The 17,644-nt window shown below is 41.5% G+C and carries 15 protein-coding genes; 9 read left to right on the top strand and 6 right to left on the bottom strand.

Annotation, left to right across the window (positions count from 1 at the left end; all coding sequences use genetic code 11):
* Positions 1-280 precede the first annotated feature (280 nt).
* Both fadJ and fadI read right to left on the bottom strand, forming a co-directional pair.
* The gene (fadJ, locus tag CWC04_RS02640; protein ID WP_138684532.1) at positions 281-2,503 is read right to left on the bottom strand and encodes a fatty acid oxidation complex subunit alpha FadJ; all 2,223 of its coding nucleotides are present in this window, start codon (positions 2,501-2,503) and stop codon (positions 281-283) included.
* Entirely contained in the window at positions 2,503-3,813 is a 1,311-nt protein-coding gene (gene fadI / locus CWC04_RS02635; protein WP_024031879.1) for an acetyl-CoA C-acyltransferase FadI, read from the bottom strand. The genes fadJ and fadI overlap by 1 nt, the downstream gene beginning before the upstream one ends.
* 329 nt (positions 3,814-4,142) lie before the next feature.
* On the opposite strand from fadI, the gene CWC04_RS02630 reads away from it, so the two are divergent.
* The 9 genes from CWC04_RS02630 (at position 4,143) to CWC04_RS02590 (ending at position 13,401) form a co-directional block, all read left to right on the top strand.
* Positions 4,143-5,099: an AAA family ATPase gene (locus tag CWC04_RS02630; protein WP_138684531.1), complete on the top strand. Its 957-nt coding sequence runs from the start codon at positions 4,143-4,145 to the stop codon at positions 5,097-5,099.
* Between the two features lie 3 nt (positions 5,100-5,102).
* A complete protein-coding gene (locus CWC04_RS02625) occupies positions 5,103-6,047 on the top strand; it encodes a DUF58 domain-containing protein (protein WP_004587308.1) in 945 nt (314 codons plus the stop codon).
* A gap of 2 nt (positions 6,048-6,049) precedes the next feature.
* Positions 6,050-6,484 (top strand): DUF4381 domain-containing protein, encoded by a 435-nt coding sequence (locus tag CWC04_RS02620; RefSeq protein ID WP_055253030.1) that lies wholly within the window; start codon positions 6,050-6,052, stop codon positions 6,482-6,484.
* Positions 6,477-7,463 carry a vWA domain-containing protein gene (locus tag CWC04_RS02615; protein ID WP_024031872.1) on the top strand — a complete coding sequence of 329 codons (987 nt, stop codon included), beginning with the start codon at positions 6,477-6,479 and terminating at the stop codon, positions 7,461-7,463. Before CWC04_RS02620 ends, CWC04_RS02615 begins: the two co-directional genes overlap by 8 nt.
* Positions 7,463-9,364, top strand: a complete 1,902-nt coding sequence (locus CWC04_RS02610) for a vWA domain-containing protein (protein ID WP_138684530.1) — start codon at positions 7,463-7,465, stop codon at positions 9,362-9,364. The genes CWC04_RS02615 and CWC04_RS02610 overlap by 1 nt, the downstream gene beginning before the upstream one ends.
* Positions 9,358-11,022, top strand: a complete 1,665-nt coding sequence (locus CWC04_RS02605) for a BatD family protein (RefSeq protein WP_138684529.1) — start codon at positions 9,358-9,360, stop codon at positions 11,020-11,022. The genes CWC04_RS02610 and CWC04_RS02605 overlap by 7 nt, the downstream gene beginning before the upstream one ends.
* Before the next feature lie 63 nt (positions 11,023-11,085).
* On the top strand, positions 11,086-11,643 hold the full coding sequence (locus CWC04_RS02600; protein ID WP_138684528.1) for a sigma-70 family RNA polymerase sigma factor: 558 nt from the start codon (positions 11,086-11,088) through the stop codon (positions 11,641-11,643).
* Positions 11,643-12,395 (top strand): DUF3379 family protein, encoded by a 753-nt coding sequence (locus tag CWC04_RS02595; protein WP_024031868.1) that lies wholly within the window; start codon positions 11,643-11,645, stop codon positions 12,393-12,395. The genes CWC04_RS02600 and CWC04_RS02595 overlap by 1 nt, the downstream gene beginning before the upstream one ends.
* A 160-nt stretch (positions 12,396-12,555) precedes the next feature.
* Positions 12,556-13,401 (top strand): Tim44 domain-containing protein, encoded by an 846-nt coding sequence (locus CWC04_RS02590; protein ID WP_138684527.1) that lies wholly within the window; start codon positions 12,556-12,558, stop codon positions 13,399-13,401.
* Between the two features lie 265 nt (positions 13,402-13,666).
* Here CWC04_RS02590 and CWC04_RS02580 read toward each other — a convergent pair whose 3' ends face one another.
* The 4 genes from CWC04_RS02580 to CWC04_RS02565 form a co-directional block, all read right to left on the bottom strand.
* The gene (locus CWC04_RS02580) at positions 13,667-14,857 is read right to left on the bottom strand and encodes an amino acid aminotransferase (protein ID WP_004587316.1); all 1,191 of its coding nucleotides are present in this window, start codon (positions 14,855-14,857) and stop codon (positions 13,667-13,669) included.
* Between the two features lie 80 nt (positions 14,858-14,937).
* Positions 14,938-15,597 (bottom strand): GAF domain-containing protein, encoded by a 660-nt coding sequence (locus tag CWC04_RS02575; RefSeq protein WP_138684526.1) that lies wholly within the window; start codon positions 15,595-15,597, stop codon positions 14,938-14,940.
* Between the two features lie 56 nt (positions 15,598-15,653).
* On the bottom strand, positions 15,654-17,303 hold the full coding sequence (locus tag CWC04_RS02570) for a fused response regulator/phosphatase (protein WP_138684525.1): 1,650 nt from the start codon (positions 17,301-17,303) through the stop codon (positions 15,654-15,656).
* Positions 17,303-17,608 (bottom strand): STAS domain-containing protein, encoded by a 306-nt coding sequence (locus CWC04_RS02565; protein ID WP_004587319.1) that lies wholly within the window; start codon positions 17,606-17,608, stop codon positions 17,303-17,305. The genes CWC04_RS02570 and CWC04_RS02565 overlap by 1 nt, the downstream gene beginning before the upstream one ends.
* Positions 17,609-17,644 lie beyond the last annotated feature (36 nt).

Raw genomic sequence — 17,644 nt, 5'->3', positions numbered from 1 at the left:
TTACCTCTTATCTGCTTAGCTGCAAATTAAGCTAACATACTTCATAGCAAGCCACTTAATTATAAGACTTATTTGAGGGTAAAAACCTGTCGATAACTAAATAAAAACTGACAATTTAGGTTTTATAAATGCACGTTTTTAACACAGGTAGCGACACGTTTAGCCCCGCAGAATGATTAAGTATTATTGCGGGTTGGTATTATTGCGCCCTAGAATTCTATATTTACAAATAGCAGATATAAAAAAACCGCATATAATGCGGTTTTTTTAATCAAGCTGTTTACGAGTCTTGCTTTGGTGAGTCAACGCTCTCTTCTTGAGGTTGCTCATCAGCAGGTTCTGCTTCTATTGCTTGTTCAGCAACAGGTGCTGGGCTTGGCTCATCTGCAACAGGCTGCGTTTGATAAAACTTAGCGCCTGATTCAGCCATACTTACTAACGTGTCGCATGGGGCAAAATTTGCATTGCTATTAGCTAATGTAGACATTTCAGAGCTAACCTTGCTGGCGCCCAATTTATCCATATAGCTAAACGGTCCACCTAAAAACGGTGGGAAGCCAATACCAAATATAGCGCCAATGTCGCCATCACGTGGGCTGGCAATAATGCCATCGTCTAAACAACGCACGGCTTCGTTAAGCATTTGTGATACACAACGCTTAGCAATTTCGCTTTTATTTAAACGCGGTGCAGGGGTTACACCTAATAGCTCATACACTGACTCGTCAACTTTTTTGCTCTTTTTATCGTACTCATAAAAACCACGACCCGTTTTACGGCCTAGGCGTTTTGAATCAATCATACGAGAAAATGCATCTGGCGCTTTAAAACGCTCGCCTAATTCTTTTTCAAGAATTGGGGCTATTTTAGAGCCTATATCAATCCCTACTTCATCAAGTAAAGCAAGCGGCCCAACTGGGAAACCAAACTCTACAAGGGCTGCATCAATTTTTTCAATTGGCTCACCTGCAAGCATTAAATTAGCTGCTTCATTTACATAAGGCGCTAAAATACGGTTTACGTAAAAACCTGCCATGTCTTTTACCACAATAGGCGTTTTACCTTGCTTACGTGCAAAGTTAACTACGCGCGCAATAGTCTCTTGAGAAGTCCCTTCGTGCGGAATAATCTCCACGAGTGGCATTTTTTCAACTGGCGAGAAGTAATGCAGGCCTATCACGTTTTCAGGGCGCTGTGCCTGTGCTGCAATTTGTGAAATAGGCAGTGATGACGTGTTACTTGCAAAAATAGTATTGCTTTGGCATTGCTGCTCTATATCGGCAACCATACCTTGCTTTAAGGCTAAATCTTCAAATACAGCTTCTACTACTAAATCAATGTGTTTAAAGCCACTGTAGTTTGTAGTGCCGGTAATACGGTTCATTGTTAACTGCATATCAGCTTTAGACATAATACGGCGTTTAAGGCGCTTATCTAAAATTTTGTAGGTGTAGTTCATGGCATTACTAATGCCCTGCTCTGCTACATCTTTAATACGTACAGGTACTTTGGCTTTTACTGCGCTTACATGCGCAATACCGGCACCCATTAGGCCGCCACCTAAAACAGCGGTTTTACTAATTGCTGGCGCATCGTCGTTGCGCCACTCTTTTTTCATTTCAGTAGTTGCAAAGAAAATACCGCGAAGCGCTTTAGATTCATCACTCATTACAAGTGTTGCAAAGCTTTCAGCTTCTGTTTTGTATGCTTTTAATTTATCCAGCTCTACACTTGCACGCACAGCTTTAATAATCGCAAGCGGTGCAGGATAATGTCCGCCGGTTTTTTTAAGGACGTTTTCTTTGGCTTTTTTAAAGATAAAGTTGCGGCCAAACGGGTTTGACTCTAATAATTTGCTTACTTTATCAAGCTTTGGCTCTTTATCTGCAGGCTTTTTCTTAGCGGCAAATTCTTTAGCGACTTTTAGTAATACGCTTTGTGGTACTACATCATCTAATACGCCTGCTTTTTTAGCTTGCTTAGGGCGAATCTGCTTGCCTGTTAGCATCCATTCAAGTGCTTTTTGAATGCCTACAATTTTAGTTAAACGCTGCGTACCACCGCCACCTGGTAATAAACCAAGTTGTACTTCTGGCAGGCCTACTTTAGTCATATCGCTATCTGTGCCTACGCGGTAATCACACGCTAAAGCAAACTCTAAACCACCACCAAGCGCAGCACCATGTATTGCACTTACTGTTGTATAAGGTAGTTTTGTCATATCAAAAAAGGCTTGATGACAAAGTTCACTAATTGCTAACGCATCTTCACGCTTTTGCACGCTATCAAGCATTTTTACATCAGCGCCCGCGATAAAGTTATCGCTTTTACCACTTATAAATACCATCCCCTTTACTGACTCTTGTTTTGCTTGTTCAAGTAAAGCTTTTAAGTCATCAGCGAATGAGTCGCGCAGGGTGTTCATTTTCTCACCCGGCACATCAATGGTTACTACGGCAATTTTGTTTTCATCTACCGTTAAATTAAATACTGAATCTGTCATTACGCGCTCTCCAATACAAAGGCTGCACCTAAACCACCAGCAGCACACGCTGTTGTTAATGCTAAACCGCCACCACGACGTTTAAGCTCGTGTAAGCTTTGCGTAATTAAGCGAGCACCGGTTGCTGCAAATGGGTGACCATATGCCAGTGAGCCGCCATTAACGTTAAACTTATCCATGTTAATTTCGCCAATTGCTTTGCTACGACCAAGTTGCTCTTGCGCAAACTTATCTGATGCAAACATTTTCATATTGGCAAGTGTTTGCGATGCAAAAGCTTCGTGCATTTCAATTAAATCTAAATCAGCAAGTGTAATTCCTGCTCTATCAAGTGCGATAGGCGTTGAATGCGCTGGGCCCATTAGCATGTCTTTTTCTACACCAATTGCCGAAAACGCAAAGCTACGTACATAACCTAAAATTTCGTAGCCTAGTGCTTTTGCTTTGCTTTCGCTCATCATCAGAACGGCAGCTGCACCATCGGTTAATGGTGTTGCATTTGCAGCAGTAACCGAGCCATGTTGGCGGTCAAATACCGGCTTAAGCTTAGCGTAGCCTTCAACTGTAGAATTTTTACGAATGTTATTATCTTCTTCAATAAAGCTTTTATATGGCGGTAAGTGCGCCGTCATTACTTCATCTTTTAACTTGCCATCGGCCCATGCTTGGGTTGCAAGTGAATGCGAGCGATGCGCTAGTGCATCTTGATCTTCACGGCTTATGTTATGTGTTTTAGCCATTTGCTCAGCAGTTTGCCCCATTGAAAGGCCTGTTGAGTATTCAGCAACCGCAGGCGGTACTGGTAATAAATCTTTTAAACGCAGTTTTGAGAATATTTGTAAACGCTGGCCTAAGGTACGTGCTTTGTTTAAATCAACTAAGCTACCTGCCAATTTTTTACTTACGCCAATAGGTAATACTGAAGATGAATCGGCGCCACCGGCAATACCTACATTTACAGAGCCTGCCATAATAGATTCAGCTACATTAGCAATGGCCTGAAAGCTGGTAGCACACGCACGCGATACTGAATACGCGTCTACGCCTACTGGCATACCCGTACCTAAAACAATTTCACGTGCAATATTTGGCGCTTCTGGCATTTGTACTACTTGACCAAATACAAGTTGATCGATTTCTGACTTGTCGAAATTTAATCGTTCAAGCATTTCGTTAACCACCAACTTACCCATATCAAGGGCTGGTACATGGTGAAACGCTGTTGCTTGTTTTGCAAAAGGAGTACGTAAGCCGCTAACGATGGCAATACGGTCGCCTTTTGGTGTTTTTAGTATGTTTTGCTCAGACATTTATGCTCTCCCGCTGACAGGTCTGACCTGTTTGTTTTCCTCGATTCTAAACAACCCGTGTGCTAAAGCCAATAGATAAACACAAATTTATACAAAAGCACTAAAGGTAGATATATACATAGTGCTTAATATTGACTACCACAATAGGCTTTTTTACGCGTTTTTACAAAGTTTTGTGGTACGCTAAAAACCGTTAAAAAATAACGAACTATTTTTAAAAATACAGTCTAACTCTTGAGTTACTCACTTATAAACCTTATAACTAGGTCAGTATTAATCACCTAAAATAAATTAGGTACAAACCCAGCTGACGAGGAAGTCTATTTATTATGGCAGCTAACGCATTCAAACAATTAAAAACGTACTTAGATACACAAATTATTGGCCAGCCAGAGCTTACTCAAGCACTCCTTATTGCCATTTTAGCGGATGGCCATCTATTAGTAGAAGGCCCACCAGGGCTTGCAAAAACCCGTGCTGTTAACGCCCTTGCTAAAGGTATTGAAGGCTCGTTCCAGCGCGTACAGTTTACGCCCGACTTATTACCTGCCGATGTAACCGGCACCGATATTTACCGCCAACAAACCAGCGAGTTTGTGTTTGAGAAAGGCCCTTTATTTCATAACCTTATTTTAGCCGATGAAATAAACCGTGCCCCAGCAAAAGTACAATCAGCACTACTAGAAGCCATGGCAGAGCGCCAAGTAACGGTAGGCAAAAACACCTACCCGCTAAGCGATTTGTTTATGGTAATGGCTACCCAAAACCCGCTGGAGCAAGAAGGGACTTACCCGCTGCCAGAGGCACAATTAGACCGTTTTTTATTACATTTAAGCATTGATTACCCAGGTGCAGAGCACGAGCTAGACATACTGCGATTAACCCGTGGTGAAGCACTTAATGAACAACAAGCGGTTATGCAACAAATTACCCAAAGCGATTTATTTGCCGCTCGCCAAGCTATTTTAGGCTTGTATTTAGCCGAGCCGCTTGAACAATATTTAGTACAGCTTATTATTGCCACTCGTGAAGGAGCTAAGTTTGATGAGCAACTTGGCCGTTGGATTGAGTTTGGCGCAAGCCCGCGTGCCACCATTGCACTTGATAAATGTGCCCGTGCCCACGCTTGGTTACATGGCCGCGATTTTGTAGCACCCGACGACATTCAAGCCGTTGTACATAATGTACTGCGCCATCGTATTATTTTAAGCTACGAAGCACAGGCTGATGGCATTACTAAAGATCAGGTTATAAGCCGCATTGTTAAACTTGTAGCCGTACCCTAAGTTATGCAAACACAATTAGACTCAAAGGCGTGGCTAAAAGAAAGCCACAGCCACGGTGTAAATTTAGCGCTAAAAGAACTGCTGTATTACAAAGCTAAAGCACAGTTATTAGAGCTGGCACCTAAAGTTAAAATTAAAAACAGTTTAACTGGGCAATACCTTGCGCCCCATAAAGGCCGAGGTATGGAGTTTGCCGAAGTGCGTCATTACCAGCAAGGTGATGACATTCGCTCTATTGATTGGCGAGTAACAGCGCGTACCGGCGAAACCCATACAAAGCTTTTTCAAGAAGAAAAAGAGCGCCCAGTTTTTGTATTTACTGATTTTTCAAACTCTATGCTATTTGGCTCAAAGCTGCTGCTTAAGTCGGTACAGGCTGCGCACATTAGCGCGCTAGTTGCGTGGTCGGCGTGTCAACGCGGAGATAGAATTGGCGGTATTGTGTTTAATCAACACTCGCATTTAGAACTAAAGCCCAGCGCCCGCGAAAAAGCGGTATTAAAGCTGTGTCATAATCTATGCGACAGCCACCAGCAAGCACTTAACAATATAGATAAACAAGCAACCAATAACTTTAGCGATAATTTAAAACGGCTTAACCACTTAGCTAAACCTGGCAGCTTAGTGTATTTAGTCTCTGACTTTAATGCCTTAGATGATGCAAGCTTTAAACAATTAGAAATATTAAGCCGCCACTGTGAGCTGATAGGCTGTCATATAAGTGATCCGTTTGAACATACGCTCCCCGCGTTTAAAAACGCTGTCACTGTTAATGCCAACGGCCAAGATTTTGCGCTACCGCTTATGGATAAAAGCTTTAGAGAACGCTTTGCAAAAAACGCCGAGCAAGCATTTAGCACACGTCTAAATCGCTTAACTAAATCGGGTCTTAACTTAATATCATTCAATGCAGCGAGCCCGCTTGAGCTGCAATTAGTGAGAAAATAACCATGCAAACCAATCCACTCGATGGCCTGCACGATATAATAGCGCCAAGCCAAGTTAGTTGGTGGCCACTCGCCCCTGCTTGGTGGGTTATTATTACCCTGCTGTTCATAGCAATCTGTGCAGCTGCTTTTTGGTTTTACAAAAATTATAAATTTAAAAAGCCTAAGCGCTACGCAATCGATTTAAGCCACAACGAGCAAAGCGCGCAAACACTTCATATTATTTTAAAGCGCTTAGTAATAGAGTATTACGATAAACGCCTAGCAACGCAATCAACAGCTAACTGGTGTAACACACTTAATACCTTAACCGGTTTAAGCTTTACCGAGCATGAGCTTTTAAGCCTGTATAATGCGCAGCAAACCAATGACGCGCTTAACGAAAAATTACGCCAAGGCATAAAGCAATTTAAACTAAAGGAGCCAGTACATGTTTGAATTTAGCTGGCCATGGTTGTTTTTATTACTACCTCTGCCCTTATTACTTTTATTATTAAAACCTGCTGCCAGTAACGCACATACCCGGTTACGTATTCCAAGCTTTGCCAAACATAACTTAGCCAGCCAAAGCCTTGAAAAAAGCGCACGTAAATTAACTATTTTTGAATGGCTACTTTGGCTATTACTGGTCACTGCTGCAGCCAACCCGACATGGTTAGACGACCCCATTTCATTACCAAACGAAGGGCGCGATATAATGCTTGCGGTCGATTTATCTGGCTCAATGACCGAACAAGACATGGCTTACAACGGCCAATATGTTGATCGCCTCACTATGGTAAAGGCGGTATTGAGTGACTTTATAGAGCAGCGCCAAGGTGACAGGTTAGGCCTGATATTATTTGGCGACACCGCATTTTTACAAACGCCACTGACTCGCGATGTTAAAACCGTAAGTAAAATGCTCAGCGAGTCTCAAATTGGCTTAGTTGGGCGTGCCACTGCTATTGGCGATGCGCTAGGTTTATCGGTAAAGCGTTTTGCCAACAAAGATAAAAGTAACCGTATTGTGGTGCTATTAACCGATGGCCAAAACACAGCAGGTAATTTAAAACCTGAAGATGCCCTACTCCTTGCCCGCGAGGAAGGCATAAAAGTATATACCATAGGTGTTGGCTCAGATAACCCCCGTGGATTTAGCCTATTTAATATGGGTGGTATGAGTGGGGGCAGCTTAGATGAAAGCTTGTTAAAAGACATTGCCGAACAAACCGGTGGGTTATATTTTAGAGCCAAAGATGTTGCTGGCCTTCAGCAAATTTACGCAGAGCTTGATAAGTTAGAGCCAATTAGCGCAGATGAGCAAACATTTCGACCGCAAAGCTCATTGTTTTACTACCCACTACTTATTGCTATTTTACTCATTAGTTTAAAAGTAATGTTAAGCACCTTACGTGCATTAAAGGAGCCTAACTAATGGACTTTACATTTATTCGTCCCGCTGTTTTGTGGCTTTTAATACCTGCACTTGCGTTGTTTTTTATAGCCTTTATTAAGCATAAAAAACAAAGCGCAGATAACCTAATTGCCCCTCATTTGGCGCCGTTTATTATGAACGAGTCAAACACTAAAGCCAGCCAACCACTTTGGCTGGTCGCTGTATTTTGCTGTTTAGCTATTATTTTTAGTGCAGGCCCTAGTTTTGAAGAAAAACAGGTCCCTGTATTTCAAAGTAAAAGTGCCCGTGTGATTGTAATGGATATGTCGTACTCAATGTACAGTACCGATATAGCACCAAATCGTTTAATGCAATCACGCTTTAAAGCACTCGATATGATTGAGCTATTTAAAGAAGGCGACACCGCTTTAGTTGCCTATGCCGGTAGTGCATTTACTATCTCGCCACTTACAAACGATGCCACTACGCTTACTAATTTAATTCCGAGTTTAAGCCCCGACATTATGCCCGACAAAGGCTCTAATGTTTTAGCTGGCCTTGATATGGCAAAAGAGCTTTTAACGCAAGCAGGCTATATTGATGGCGATATAATATTAGTCACCGATGGCATAGACCAAGAAGAGCAAAGCGATATTACTAGCTTTACCAGTAATTCTTCTTATCGGCTAAATATTTATGGCGTAGGCACAGAGCAAGGCGCTCCTATTAAATTACCTGAAGGCGGTTTTTTAAAAGACAGCTACGGTCAAATAGTCATCCCCACCATTAACATAAGCCGCTTAAAAAGCCTAGCGACCCGCAGTGGTGGAAAGTTTGCCCTTTACCAACCAAGCAGCAGTGACATAGCCACTTTTGCACCAAGTGCCAACAGTGAGTTATTAAAAGATGAAAAACAAAGCCATGCCCTGTGGCGCATAGACGCAGGTATATATGGGTTACTTATTTTACTGCCCTTAGGCCTTTATTTATTTAGAAGTGCAGCATTTGTAGGGGCCTTTTTAGTACTCAGCGTTTTGCCAACCCAACAGGCAAGTGCATTAGAGCTCCCCTCTTTTTTAAAAAACACTGATCAGCAAGCGCTTGATGCTTATAAAAATAAAGATTTTGAACGGGCCGCCAATGCCGACTCAAGCAGCTTAAAAGGGTCTGCATTGTACCAACAAGGTAATTTTGATGCCGCACTAGAAGCCTTTAGTAATGATAAATCAGCCACTGGTTTTTATAACTATGCCAACGCGCTTGCCAAATCAGGACAGCTAGAACAAGCCATAGATGCTTACAAACAAGCACAAACGTTACAACCTAACTTTAGCGAAGCCGCTGATAACCAAGCTTTGGTTGAGCAATTGCTCGAGCAACAGCAGCAACAGCAAGAGGGTGATTCGCAAGATAATCAGCAACAATCTGATCAAAGTGAGCAACAAAACAATCAGCAATCAGATCAAAGCCAACAAAGTGAAAATAGCGATTCTCAATCAGAGCAAAGTCAAGGCGAGCAATCACAAGAGCAGCAAGGTGAGCCAAGTGATGAGTCTGACACTGAGCAAGACCAACAAAGTGCTGAGTCGGGTTCACAATCAGATAAACAAAATGAGCCAGAACTACAAACTCAGCCACAAACTAACCAAGAGCAAAAACAGCCTGAGCAAACAAACGAAGAACAAGCTGAAAATGCTCAGCCGCAAACAGCGCAGCAGCAAACGTTAACAGATGAGCAAAAGCAAAACGCTCAACAACAAGCCGCGCAAGCACAAACGCGTGAGCTCACCAACGAAGAGAAAGAAAAAGCCCAGCAGCTTAACCAGTTATTAAGAAAAGTACCGGACGATCCGGCAATTTTATTACGGAATAAAATGCAATTAGAAGCCCAAAAAAGACAATATCAACGTCGCCCTACAGGAGTAGAAAAATCATGGTAATGCGATTATTTTGCTGTTTATTGCTATTAAGTGCGATGCCATCATGGGCCGCCACCAAATTAGAGGCAAGTGTAGATAAAAACCCAGTCCTTGCTGGCGAATTTTTTATGCTTAACATTTCAGTGGACGACACAATAAAAAGCGAGCAACCCGACACTTCGGTGTTACTTAAAGACTTTGTAGTTGGGCCAACAAGTTTAAGCACGCGTACCAACATTATAAATGGCAGCATTAACAAGCAAACAACCTGGTCTGTTAAGTTAATGACCCGTAATGAAGGTGAATACACCATTCCGGCTTTTAACGTGGCCGGTTTAAGCTCGCAGCCAATAAAATTAAAAGTGGCAAAGCGCGCTGCCGATGCTGATAAAAATAACGATATTTTTTTAAAAACATCGCTCTCAAGTGACTCGTTGTTTGTTCAAGAAGCTGGCGTATATACGATTAAACTCTACCTAGCAAAAGAGCTGCTTGATGGCAGCCTAAGTACGCCCAGTATGCAAGATGCACAGCTTACTCAATTAGGTAAACAAACCGAAAGCTATGAGCTTGTAGATGGTAAACGTTATTTAGTGATCACCCGAGAATACTTACTACAGCCGCAAAAAAGTGGTGTATACACCATTGTTGGTCCTACGTTTCAAGGCCGTGTACAGCAAAATTACCGCCAATTAGAAGTGTCGGCTTTAGGGGATGATCAGCAACTTGAGATAAAACCTATTCCGGCAAACTATAAAGGCGCATGGCTACCCAGTGAGTTAGTTAATATTGATGAGCAGTGGCAGCCTGATGAAAATACAGTAGAAGTTGGCACGCCTATTACACGCACTATTACCTTAACCGCGTTAGGGGTTACTAAAGAGCAACTGCCCGAAATTGATATGAAAACCATTGCGGGAATTCGCAGTTACCCCGATGATGTAGAAACAAACAATGCCGTAAGAAACGGACGGGTTGTATCTCAGCAAACAGCGTCATTTGCGTTATTACCACAAAAAGCGGGCTCCTACACCCTCCCAGAAATAACACTGCCTTGGTATAACACCAAAATGAACCGCATTAGCTACGCTACATTGCCTGAGCGCACTATAACGGTAACTCCTAGCGCCAATGCTATAAACCCAGGTGCTATTGCAAACGACAACCTTAATACAGGTGAGCCAACTTTGCCTGCTAATAAAGTAAGTAATACACAGCAGCCCAATACAACAATAGCCGCGCCGCAAAATGTTATTCCGCTTTGGTTAATTATTATTGCCGTGCTTGGGTATATTTTTTGGATAATCACTGCAATTTTTTATTGGTTAAGCCGTTCTACTAATAATGAGCAAAAAAATAACAGTGTATCTGTAAATAAAGCCCAAACGCTTTCATTAAACGCGCTTAAAAGTGCAGCTAAATCAAATAATCTCAATGCATTTTATAGCGAACTAAATGAGGTAGCGATTAAGCTTACGGGCAAAAAGGTGGCTGCGATAGATACGTTAATACACAACATCAATAATGATGAACTGGCGACGCAGGTTAACCGTTTACAGTCAGCTCTTTATGCAAATAGCAGTGCAGATGTCGATCTTAATGCTATTATTAACATAATTGAGCAGCACCAAGTTCAACGTACAAAGTCGCAACAAGCTGTATTAAAAGACCTTTATTAACTAGTTTGATAAATTTAGGTCTTTTCATGCATTAAATAATAAATTTTAATTAAAAAAGTACTTATGCTTGGAAAGAAAAAATCAAATAATCAGGTCTTAGTTGATATGGCAGAGAAACAAAAGCGCTATGAAGCCTTGGTCCATGTATATAATAAGGAGCTTTATCGCTTTGCTTATTGGTTATGCCGTGACCCACATATTGCAGATGACCTAGTACAAGAAACGTTTTTACGTGCTTGGCGCTCGCTTGACTCATTATTGGATCAAAAAGCCGCCAAGCCGTGGCTGCTGACTATTTTGCGCAGAGAAAATGCACGTCGCTTTGAGCGCAAGCAGTTTGACTACAGCGATGTAGAAAACGATACACTTGTCGATGAAACCAGCCATTCGTTAGATGATGAAATGGAGCAAACGGTTATCCAACGCCAAATTGCGCTGCTATCTGATGAATACAGAGAACCCTTACTTCTGCAAGTTGTTATGGGGTGCTCTGGTGAAGAAATAGCAGAGATTCTCGATTTAAATAAAAACACGGTTATGACTCGTTTATACCGTGCCAGAAACCAACTTAAAGAGACTTTAAGCCGTGATGATGAACAACTTAAAGGGGCATCAAAATAATGGATGAACTTGAGTTTCGTCGACGCACTATTGCGCAGCCAAACGATTTAGATAAGGAGCTTTTAGAGTTTGCTAAAGAGAGCTCTGAGCGACAAAACTTTATAAGCGATATGAAAGACTTTGATAAACAAATTCAAGATGCGTTAGATGTGCCTGTGCCTGACAACCTTGCTGAGCGTATTCTTTTAAACACCTCGTTAAAAGAAAAAGCAATGCAAGAAGAGCAAGCAACTGGGGATAACGTTGTAGATGCACGCTCACGTTTTAAGTTTGACCGTGTTCACTTAGCCCTAGCCGCGTCTTTTTTTGTAGCTATTGGCGCATTCTTTTTTAGCACAGAGCAACACATTGCCCATGAAGCAGGCGAACATGCTTTAACCCATGTTTACCATGAAATTACCGCCCTTGAAAAAACCAATGCTATTAGCCTACAAAGCGTTAACGATAAGCTTGCACTGCTAGGCGCTCATATAGAAGAGCTGCCAGGTAAAATTACTTATGCGATGTTTTGCGACTTTAAAGGTGAAAAAGGTCTGCACTTAATTTTTGAGTCGGACTTTGGCCCCATGACGGTCTTTATTGTTCCTTCTGAGAATAAGTCGTTTGGGTTTGGCGAAGATGATTTTCATGATGCGCGCTTTGCAGGTCATATTAATCGAGGCGACAAAGCCGATACTATTTTAGTGGCTAATACCGGCGCGCCAATTAATGTGTACAACGAACGGGTTACCAATGCCATTCGCTGGCTGTAACTAGCGCTTAACGACTAAAAACCGCTGAGTAACACTGAGCGGTTTTTTTGTGCCTATTCAGCGCTCACTTTTCATCCAAAACAATTGATTTTAAATGTAATTATTAATTTTTACTGAAAAGTTAATTATACTCACCGCTCAGTTTAACTTAGGGAATTACATGAAGAACATCATCGTTATATTTTCATTACTTGCACTACTGTGTACAGCAAGTTTTGATGCACACGCACGCAAAAAGTTTGGTAGTAGTAAACGCGGTACAACCCCAGCAACACAACAAACCACACAAAAGCAAAAAGCCGATACCACAGCACCTGCAGCCAAGACAAAAAGCAGTAAAAAAGGCATTATGGCCGGCGTATTAGGCGGATTGTTAGCCGGCGGTTTAATTGCCGCTATGCTAGGAGATAACTTTGAGGGCATGCAGCTATTAGAAATTATTTTATTAGCAGGCGTTGCCTTTATTTTGTTTAAACTTATTACGGGGTTTATGCGCGTTCGCCACTCCCCGCAATTAGCCGGTACACACGCTACGGGGCACTCTGCTTTTAAGCAAACTGCCGCAGAGCAACCTACCAGCAGTGGTTTTACCCAGCAAAGCGCACACACTGAGCAAGTGCCTTTCAATTTACCCCCTAATTTTGACGTAAATGGCTTTTTACAAGGCGCACGTAGCCACTATCACACTATGCAAACTGCTTGGAATAATGCTGATTACGCCACGATGGCTGAGTATTTAAGCCCATCGTTAGCTCAAGAGTTTAAAACTGAGCGCGAAGCGATTGAACGGGTAGCGACTGAGGTGATGTTTATTGATGCCGAGCTTGTGCGCGCTGAAACAACAGCAAATTCGTGGCAAGTAAGTGTGCAATTTAAAGGCAAATACCGCGACTTAGACGATAAAAAAGAAGAGCCTATTTTAGAGATTTGGCACCTTGAGCGTGCTACCACCTCAGATGCTCCATGGCTGATTGTAGGCGTAGAAGACTTAATCGATAACGAATAGTGCTGTAATTATAGTTATACCAATTCGCTTAATTAAGTGATCTACTTTGAGGGAGGATAAACGTGTTGATAGTTCGGCAAAAAATTCGCTATTTAGGTGTTCTAAATGAGAGCTTTTTAACGCAGGTAGCGACACGTTTAGCCCCGCAAAATAATTAAGTATCATTGCAGATTGGTATTAGCTAATTGGTATAAATAACAGCTAAAAAAACCGCCCAGCCTAAAGTTTAGGCTGGGCGGTTTTTTATTACTGCTAAGTAAAAGCGTTATTTACAAACGTCAGCAACGGCGTTTGCGAAATACTCAATGTTAGTATCACTAATACCCGCTACATTTACGCGGCTAGAACCAACAATGTAAATACCGTATTCTTTTTGTAGGCGCGCAATTTGCTCTTTATTAATACCTAAGAAAGAAAACATACCGTGTTGACGTTCAATAAACGAAAAGTCTTGCTCTATCTCTTTTGCTGCTAAGCTTTCTTTAATTAAGCTACGTAAACCATTAATACGATTACGCATTTCATCAAGCTCACTGTGCCACATTTGTGTAAGCTCTGTGCTGCTTAAAATAGTGTTTACAATGTCAGCACCGTGCGCTGGAGGCATAGAGTAAATACTACGAACAACACTTAATAGCACTGAATTTGAAATATCAGCGGTTGCAGTGTCTTTTGCAATAATTGAACACGCACCAATACGCTCACGATATAAACCAAAGTTTTTAGAACATGATGAACAAATAATTAGCTCTTCTACTGCATCAGCTAAAATACGTAGTCCACGTGCATCTTCTTCAAGTGACGAGCCAAAGCCTTGGTAAGCAATATCAATAAGTGGTGTAAAACCAACTTCTTTTGCAAGCTGAGCAACTGTGTTCCACTGTGTCTCGTTTAAGTCCATACCACTTGGGTTATGACAACAAGCATGAAGTAGCACAATATCCCCTTTTGGTACTTGCTTAAGGGTGTTTATCATGTCGTCGAACAATAAATCTTTGTTTTCGTAATCGTAGTACGGGTATTCTTTAACATTTAAACCAGCAGCTTCAAACAAGCTAATGTGGTTTGCCCATGTTGGCGTAGTTACCCACACTGTTGCGTCTTTATTGCAACGCTTAACAAATTCAGCCGCAACGCGAAGTGCACCTGTACCACCTGGTGCTTGAGCAGTACGTACGCGGTTTGCTAAAAGTGCTTGGTGCTCACCTAGTAATAGGTTTTCCATTTTTTGACAGTAGTCTAAGTTACCCGCTAAACCAATGTAAGATTTGCTTGTTTCGTTTTCTAAACGAAATGCTTCAGCTTTTTTTACCGCTTTTAATACCGGTGTGTTGCCTTGCTCATCTTTATAGACACCTACACCTAAATCAATCTTGTTAGGGTTTGTATCTTGTTTATAGGCTGCCATAAGGCCAAGAATAGGATCTGTTGGTAATGGTTTTAATTCTGAGAACATTAGCTATCTCTTATCATTAATTAGGGGTTGGCTGTTGTAGTAAGCTTAACATAAAAGCTTACCTTCTTGGCTAGTGATATTTACACTAGAAAGTGAGGAATTTTAATGCAGCACGCAACTAATACAGCCAGTGTACGGCTATCAAAAAAGTCGTTACTAAATGCCTCTGCATCTATAATACCGACGCATTCATGTTGCTCATTAAATAAGGGTAAACAGGTTTCAGCTTTCACTTTAGGGTCGCACGTATAATACTCGCCACCTTGTGCTAAATAGTTTTCTACGTTGTTAATTACACGCCCGCGCTTAGACAATGCAACTTGTACATTATTGCTGCCTGCTGCAAATGCTTCAGTAAGAGGAAACAGTGGACGGCTTGGCGCACCTTGATACGCCAGCTTTAATAATTGCGGACCCTGAGCAGTGTCAACCGCTTGATAAATACCATACCAATCGACCTGTGTTTGCTGCTCTATGTAATTAACTATATTTTGTAGGTTTGCTAGTTTTTGCTCGTTTTGAGAAGTCGCGCTCACGTGATCAGTAAGTTTAAATGGCTCATCTTGTAAATAACCAAACAAACTACACGCACCGCCTTCACCGAGTTCAGGAATTTGATATTCCCAACGTACAGACGGCAGCGCGCTTGCAGCAATATACTGTTCTAGCTGCTCTAGCTCTTTGGCAACTAATTCTGGGTCTATATTTAATTGCGCAATATCAAGGTAAGAAGAAATCATTTGGCCATCCATACATCTAAAATTTTCTAGATAATAACATGGAAATTTTTTCTGAGCTATAGCAACTTGTAACACATTTCGACTTGGTTACCACTTGCGTTATACGTGACTTTTTCTGCCACTTCTTCGAGTAACGATAAGCCACGGCCAAACTCTGCGTTGAGTTCGGTACGTGTAGAAGAGTCACTTGAGAACCCCCTACCCGAGTCACAAATAATAAAGTACAAGCACAAGGTATCTGGGCAATAACGCATATCAATAATAATCATCGCCTCTTTCATTTTACTCAGTGCATGCTCTCTTAATTCATAGTATTTAAAAAAGCCATCGTCTTGTTTTTTTATGTCTGAATCAAGGCCTAACACGCCGTGATCAAGTGCATTGTTATACGCCTCAGAGAGCAATAAAAATATATTTGAGCGATGCGACCTAAGCCCCTCAACACTGCTTAATACATTAACAACATCATACACAGGGTCTGTGCATTTAATTTGCTGCGCGTTCAAGCTAAGTGAAAAGTTAAATGCCAAATTAGAATACGCCTCTTTGGCCTCAGGCTCTGGGGTTAGCGGCAAACAATTAAGCAGCACTAAGCTTAAGTCGTCTAATTGCTCACTGCCATTGGCAAAGGTATTTACATTATCTATAACACGCTGACTGCTGATCATCGGCTTGCTTTTAAGTGCTGCTAAAAAGCGCTGCTCACCGTAAAAAATATCGGCGTCGTTGTTAGTTTCTATTATGCCATCGGTTGAAAGCACCAAGCGGGTGTTTTTATCAACTTCTAAATTAATTAGTTCATATTCAAATTCATCGCTGTCTAAAATCCCCAGCGCCATGTGTTGCGACTCAAGCGTTTGCTTTACTTCACCATCGGTATTTATTAAGTACGCATCTGGTAAGCCACCAAGCCAGGCTGAAATACTTTTGCCCGAGGCACTGAGTTCAATAATAGTCGCCGCGCAAAACATGTGCTCTGGCAGTAAATTATGCAGTAATATATTTATCTCAGAGGCGATATCGTTAACAGCCATGCCTTTTTGCACCATAGTGTAAAACACCCGTGATGCAGGTAATGCTCCAATCGCGGCCGCTAACCCATGCCCGGTAAAATCACCCAACATGCAATATAAATTGCCTATTGGGCTTTGCGCGACTAAAAACATGTCACCGTTAAACATAGAAGCAGGAGAAAGGCTAAAGTCTAAATGGTCCTTAAACTTATCTTGGTTTTCGAGCGAGTTATTAAAAATGTGCTCAATTATTTCGTGCTCGCGCTCTATTTGATTGCGATGATACTCAAGTAAGGTGTTTTGTTGATGGGCTTTTTTACTTAATTCGCGCGTACGGCTGTGCGCTTTAATTTTTGCGTTTAAAATTACTTTTTCAAACGGCTTTTGAATAAAGTCATCCCCGCCTACTTCTAAACAACGCTCAAAGCTGCTTTGATCTTCAAGCGAAGTAATAAAAATAATGGGTAGATAAACGTCGTTGTATCGCTGCTTTATCAGCTTTGCAGCTTCAAAGCCATCCATTACCGGCATAAGTACATCGAGTAGAACAATATCAATCGCTTCTTTTTCTAACACCTCGAGTGCTTCTAGGCCGTTAAACGCAATTGATATTTTATAGTTTTCTTCGAGCAGCATTTTTTCGAGCAGGATGCGATTAAGCGCCTGATCGTCAACAATAAGTACGTGGGTCATTAGTTAATATCAAACTTCTTATCAAAACGTGATATTTGCAGTATTTTTTTAAGCTGAGGCTGACAATTACTGATCTCTATTGTTTGTACCTGGCTTTCAATGGTTTTTTTCATGTTAAGCAACATACCAAGAGCAGAGCTATCCATGTAGTCGGTCTCTCTTAAATCGATAATCACTTTATTTGTTTTAGGCTCTATTTGGGCATAGGCTTGGCGAAATGATTGCACTAAATTAAAGTCAAATTTGCCTTTAATTTGTATCGTTAAAGTGCTTTCATCAACCGATAAACTCTTTGTTAAACTCATTATAAACTCCAATAATATTTCCTTTGACCTAAATAT

This window comes from Pseudoalteromonas sp. S2893 (genome assembly GCF_005887105.1).
GTDB lineage: Bacteria > Pseudomonadota > Gammaproteobacteria > Enterobacterales > Alteromonadaceae > Pseudoalteromonas > Pseudoalteromonas atlantica.
The sequence above is the reverse complement of the archived record's forward strand: the minus strand, read 5'-3'. Positions and strand labels throughout refer to the sequence as shown.

Coding starts and splice junctions, on each gene's coding strand:
- fadJ (WP_138684532.1), bottom strand. CDS start 2,503: ATGACAGATTCAGTATTTAATTTAACGGTAGATGAAAACAAAATTGCC.
- fadI (WP_024031879.1), bottom strand. CDS start 3,813: ATGTCTGAGCAAAACATACTAAAAACACCAAAAGGCGACCGTATTGCC.
- CWC04_RS02630 (WP_138684531.1), top strand. CDS start 4,143: ATGGCAGCTAACGCATTCAAACAATTAAAAACGTACTTAGATACACAA.
- CWC04_RS02625 (WP_004587308.1), top strand. CDS start 5,103: ATGCAAACACAATTAGACTCAAAGGCGTGGCTAAAAGAAAGCCACAGC.
- CWC04_RS02620 (WP_055253030.1), top strand. CDS start 6,050: ATGCAAACCAATCCACTCGATGGCCTGCACGATATAATAGCGCCAAGC.
- CWC04_RS02615 (WP_024031872.1), top strand. CDS start 6,477: ATGTTTGAATTTAGCTGGCCATGGTTGTTTTTATTACTACCTCTGCCC.
- CWC04_RS02610 (WP_138684530.1), top strand. CDS start 7,463: ATGGACTTTACATTTATTCGTCCCGCTGTTTTGTGGCTTTTAATACCT.
- CWC04_RS02605 (WP_138684529.1), top strand. CDS start 9,358: ATGGTAATGCGATTATTTTGCTGTTTATTGCTATTAAGTGCGATGCCA.
- CWC04_RS02600 (WP_138684528.1), top strand. CDS start 11,086: ATGCTTGGAAAGAAAAAATCAAATAATCAGGTCTTAGTTGATATGGCA.
- CWC04_RS02595 (WP_024031868.1), top strand. CDS start 11,643: ATGGATGAACTTGAGTTTCGTCGACGCACTATTGCGCAGCCAAACGAT.
- CWC04_RS02590 (WP_138684527.1), top strand. CDS start 12,556: ATGAAGAACATCATCGTTATATTTTCATTACTTGCACTACTGTGTACA.
- CWC04_RS02580 (WP_004587316.1), bottom strand. CDS start 14,857: ATGTTCTCAGAATTAAAACCATTACCAACAGATCCTATTCTTGGCCTT.
- CWC04_RS02575 (WP_138684526.1), bottom strand. CDS start 15,597: ATGATTTCTTCTTACCTTGATATTGCGCAATTAAATATAGACCCAGAA.
- CWC04_RS02570 (WP_138684525.1), bottom strand. CDS start 17,303: ATGACCCACGTACTTATTGTTGACGATCAGGCGCTTAATCGCATCCTG.
- CWC04_RS02565 (WP_004587319.1), bottom strand. CDS start 17,608: ATGAGTTTAACAAAGAGTTTATCGGTTGATGAAAGCACTTTAACGATA.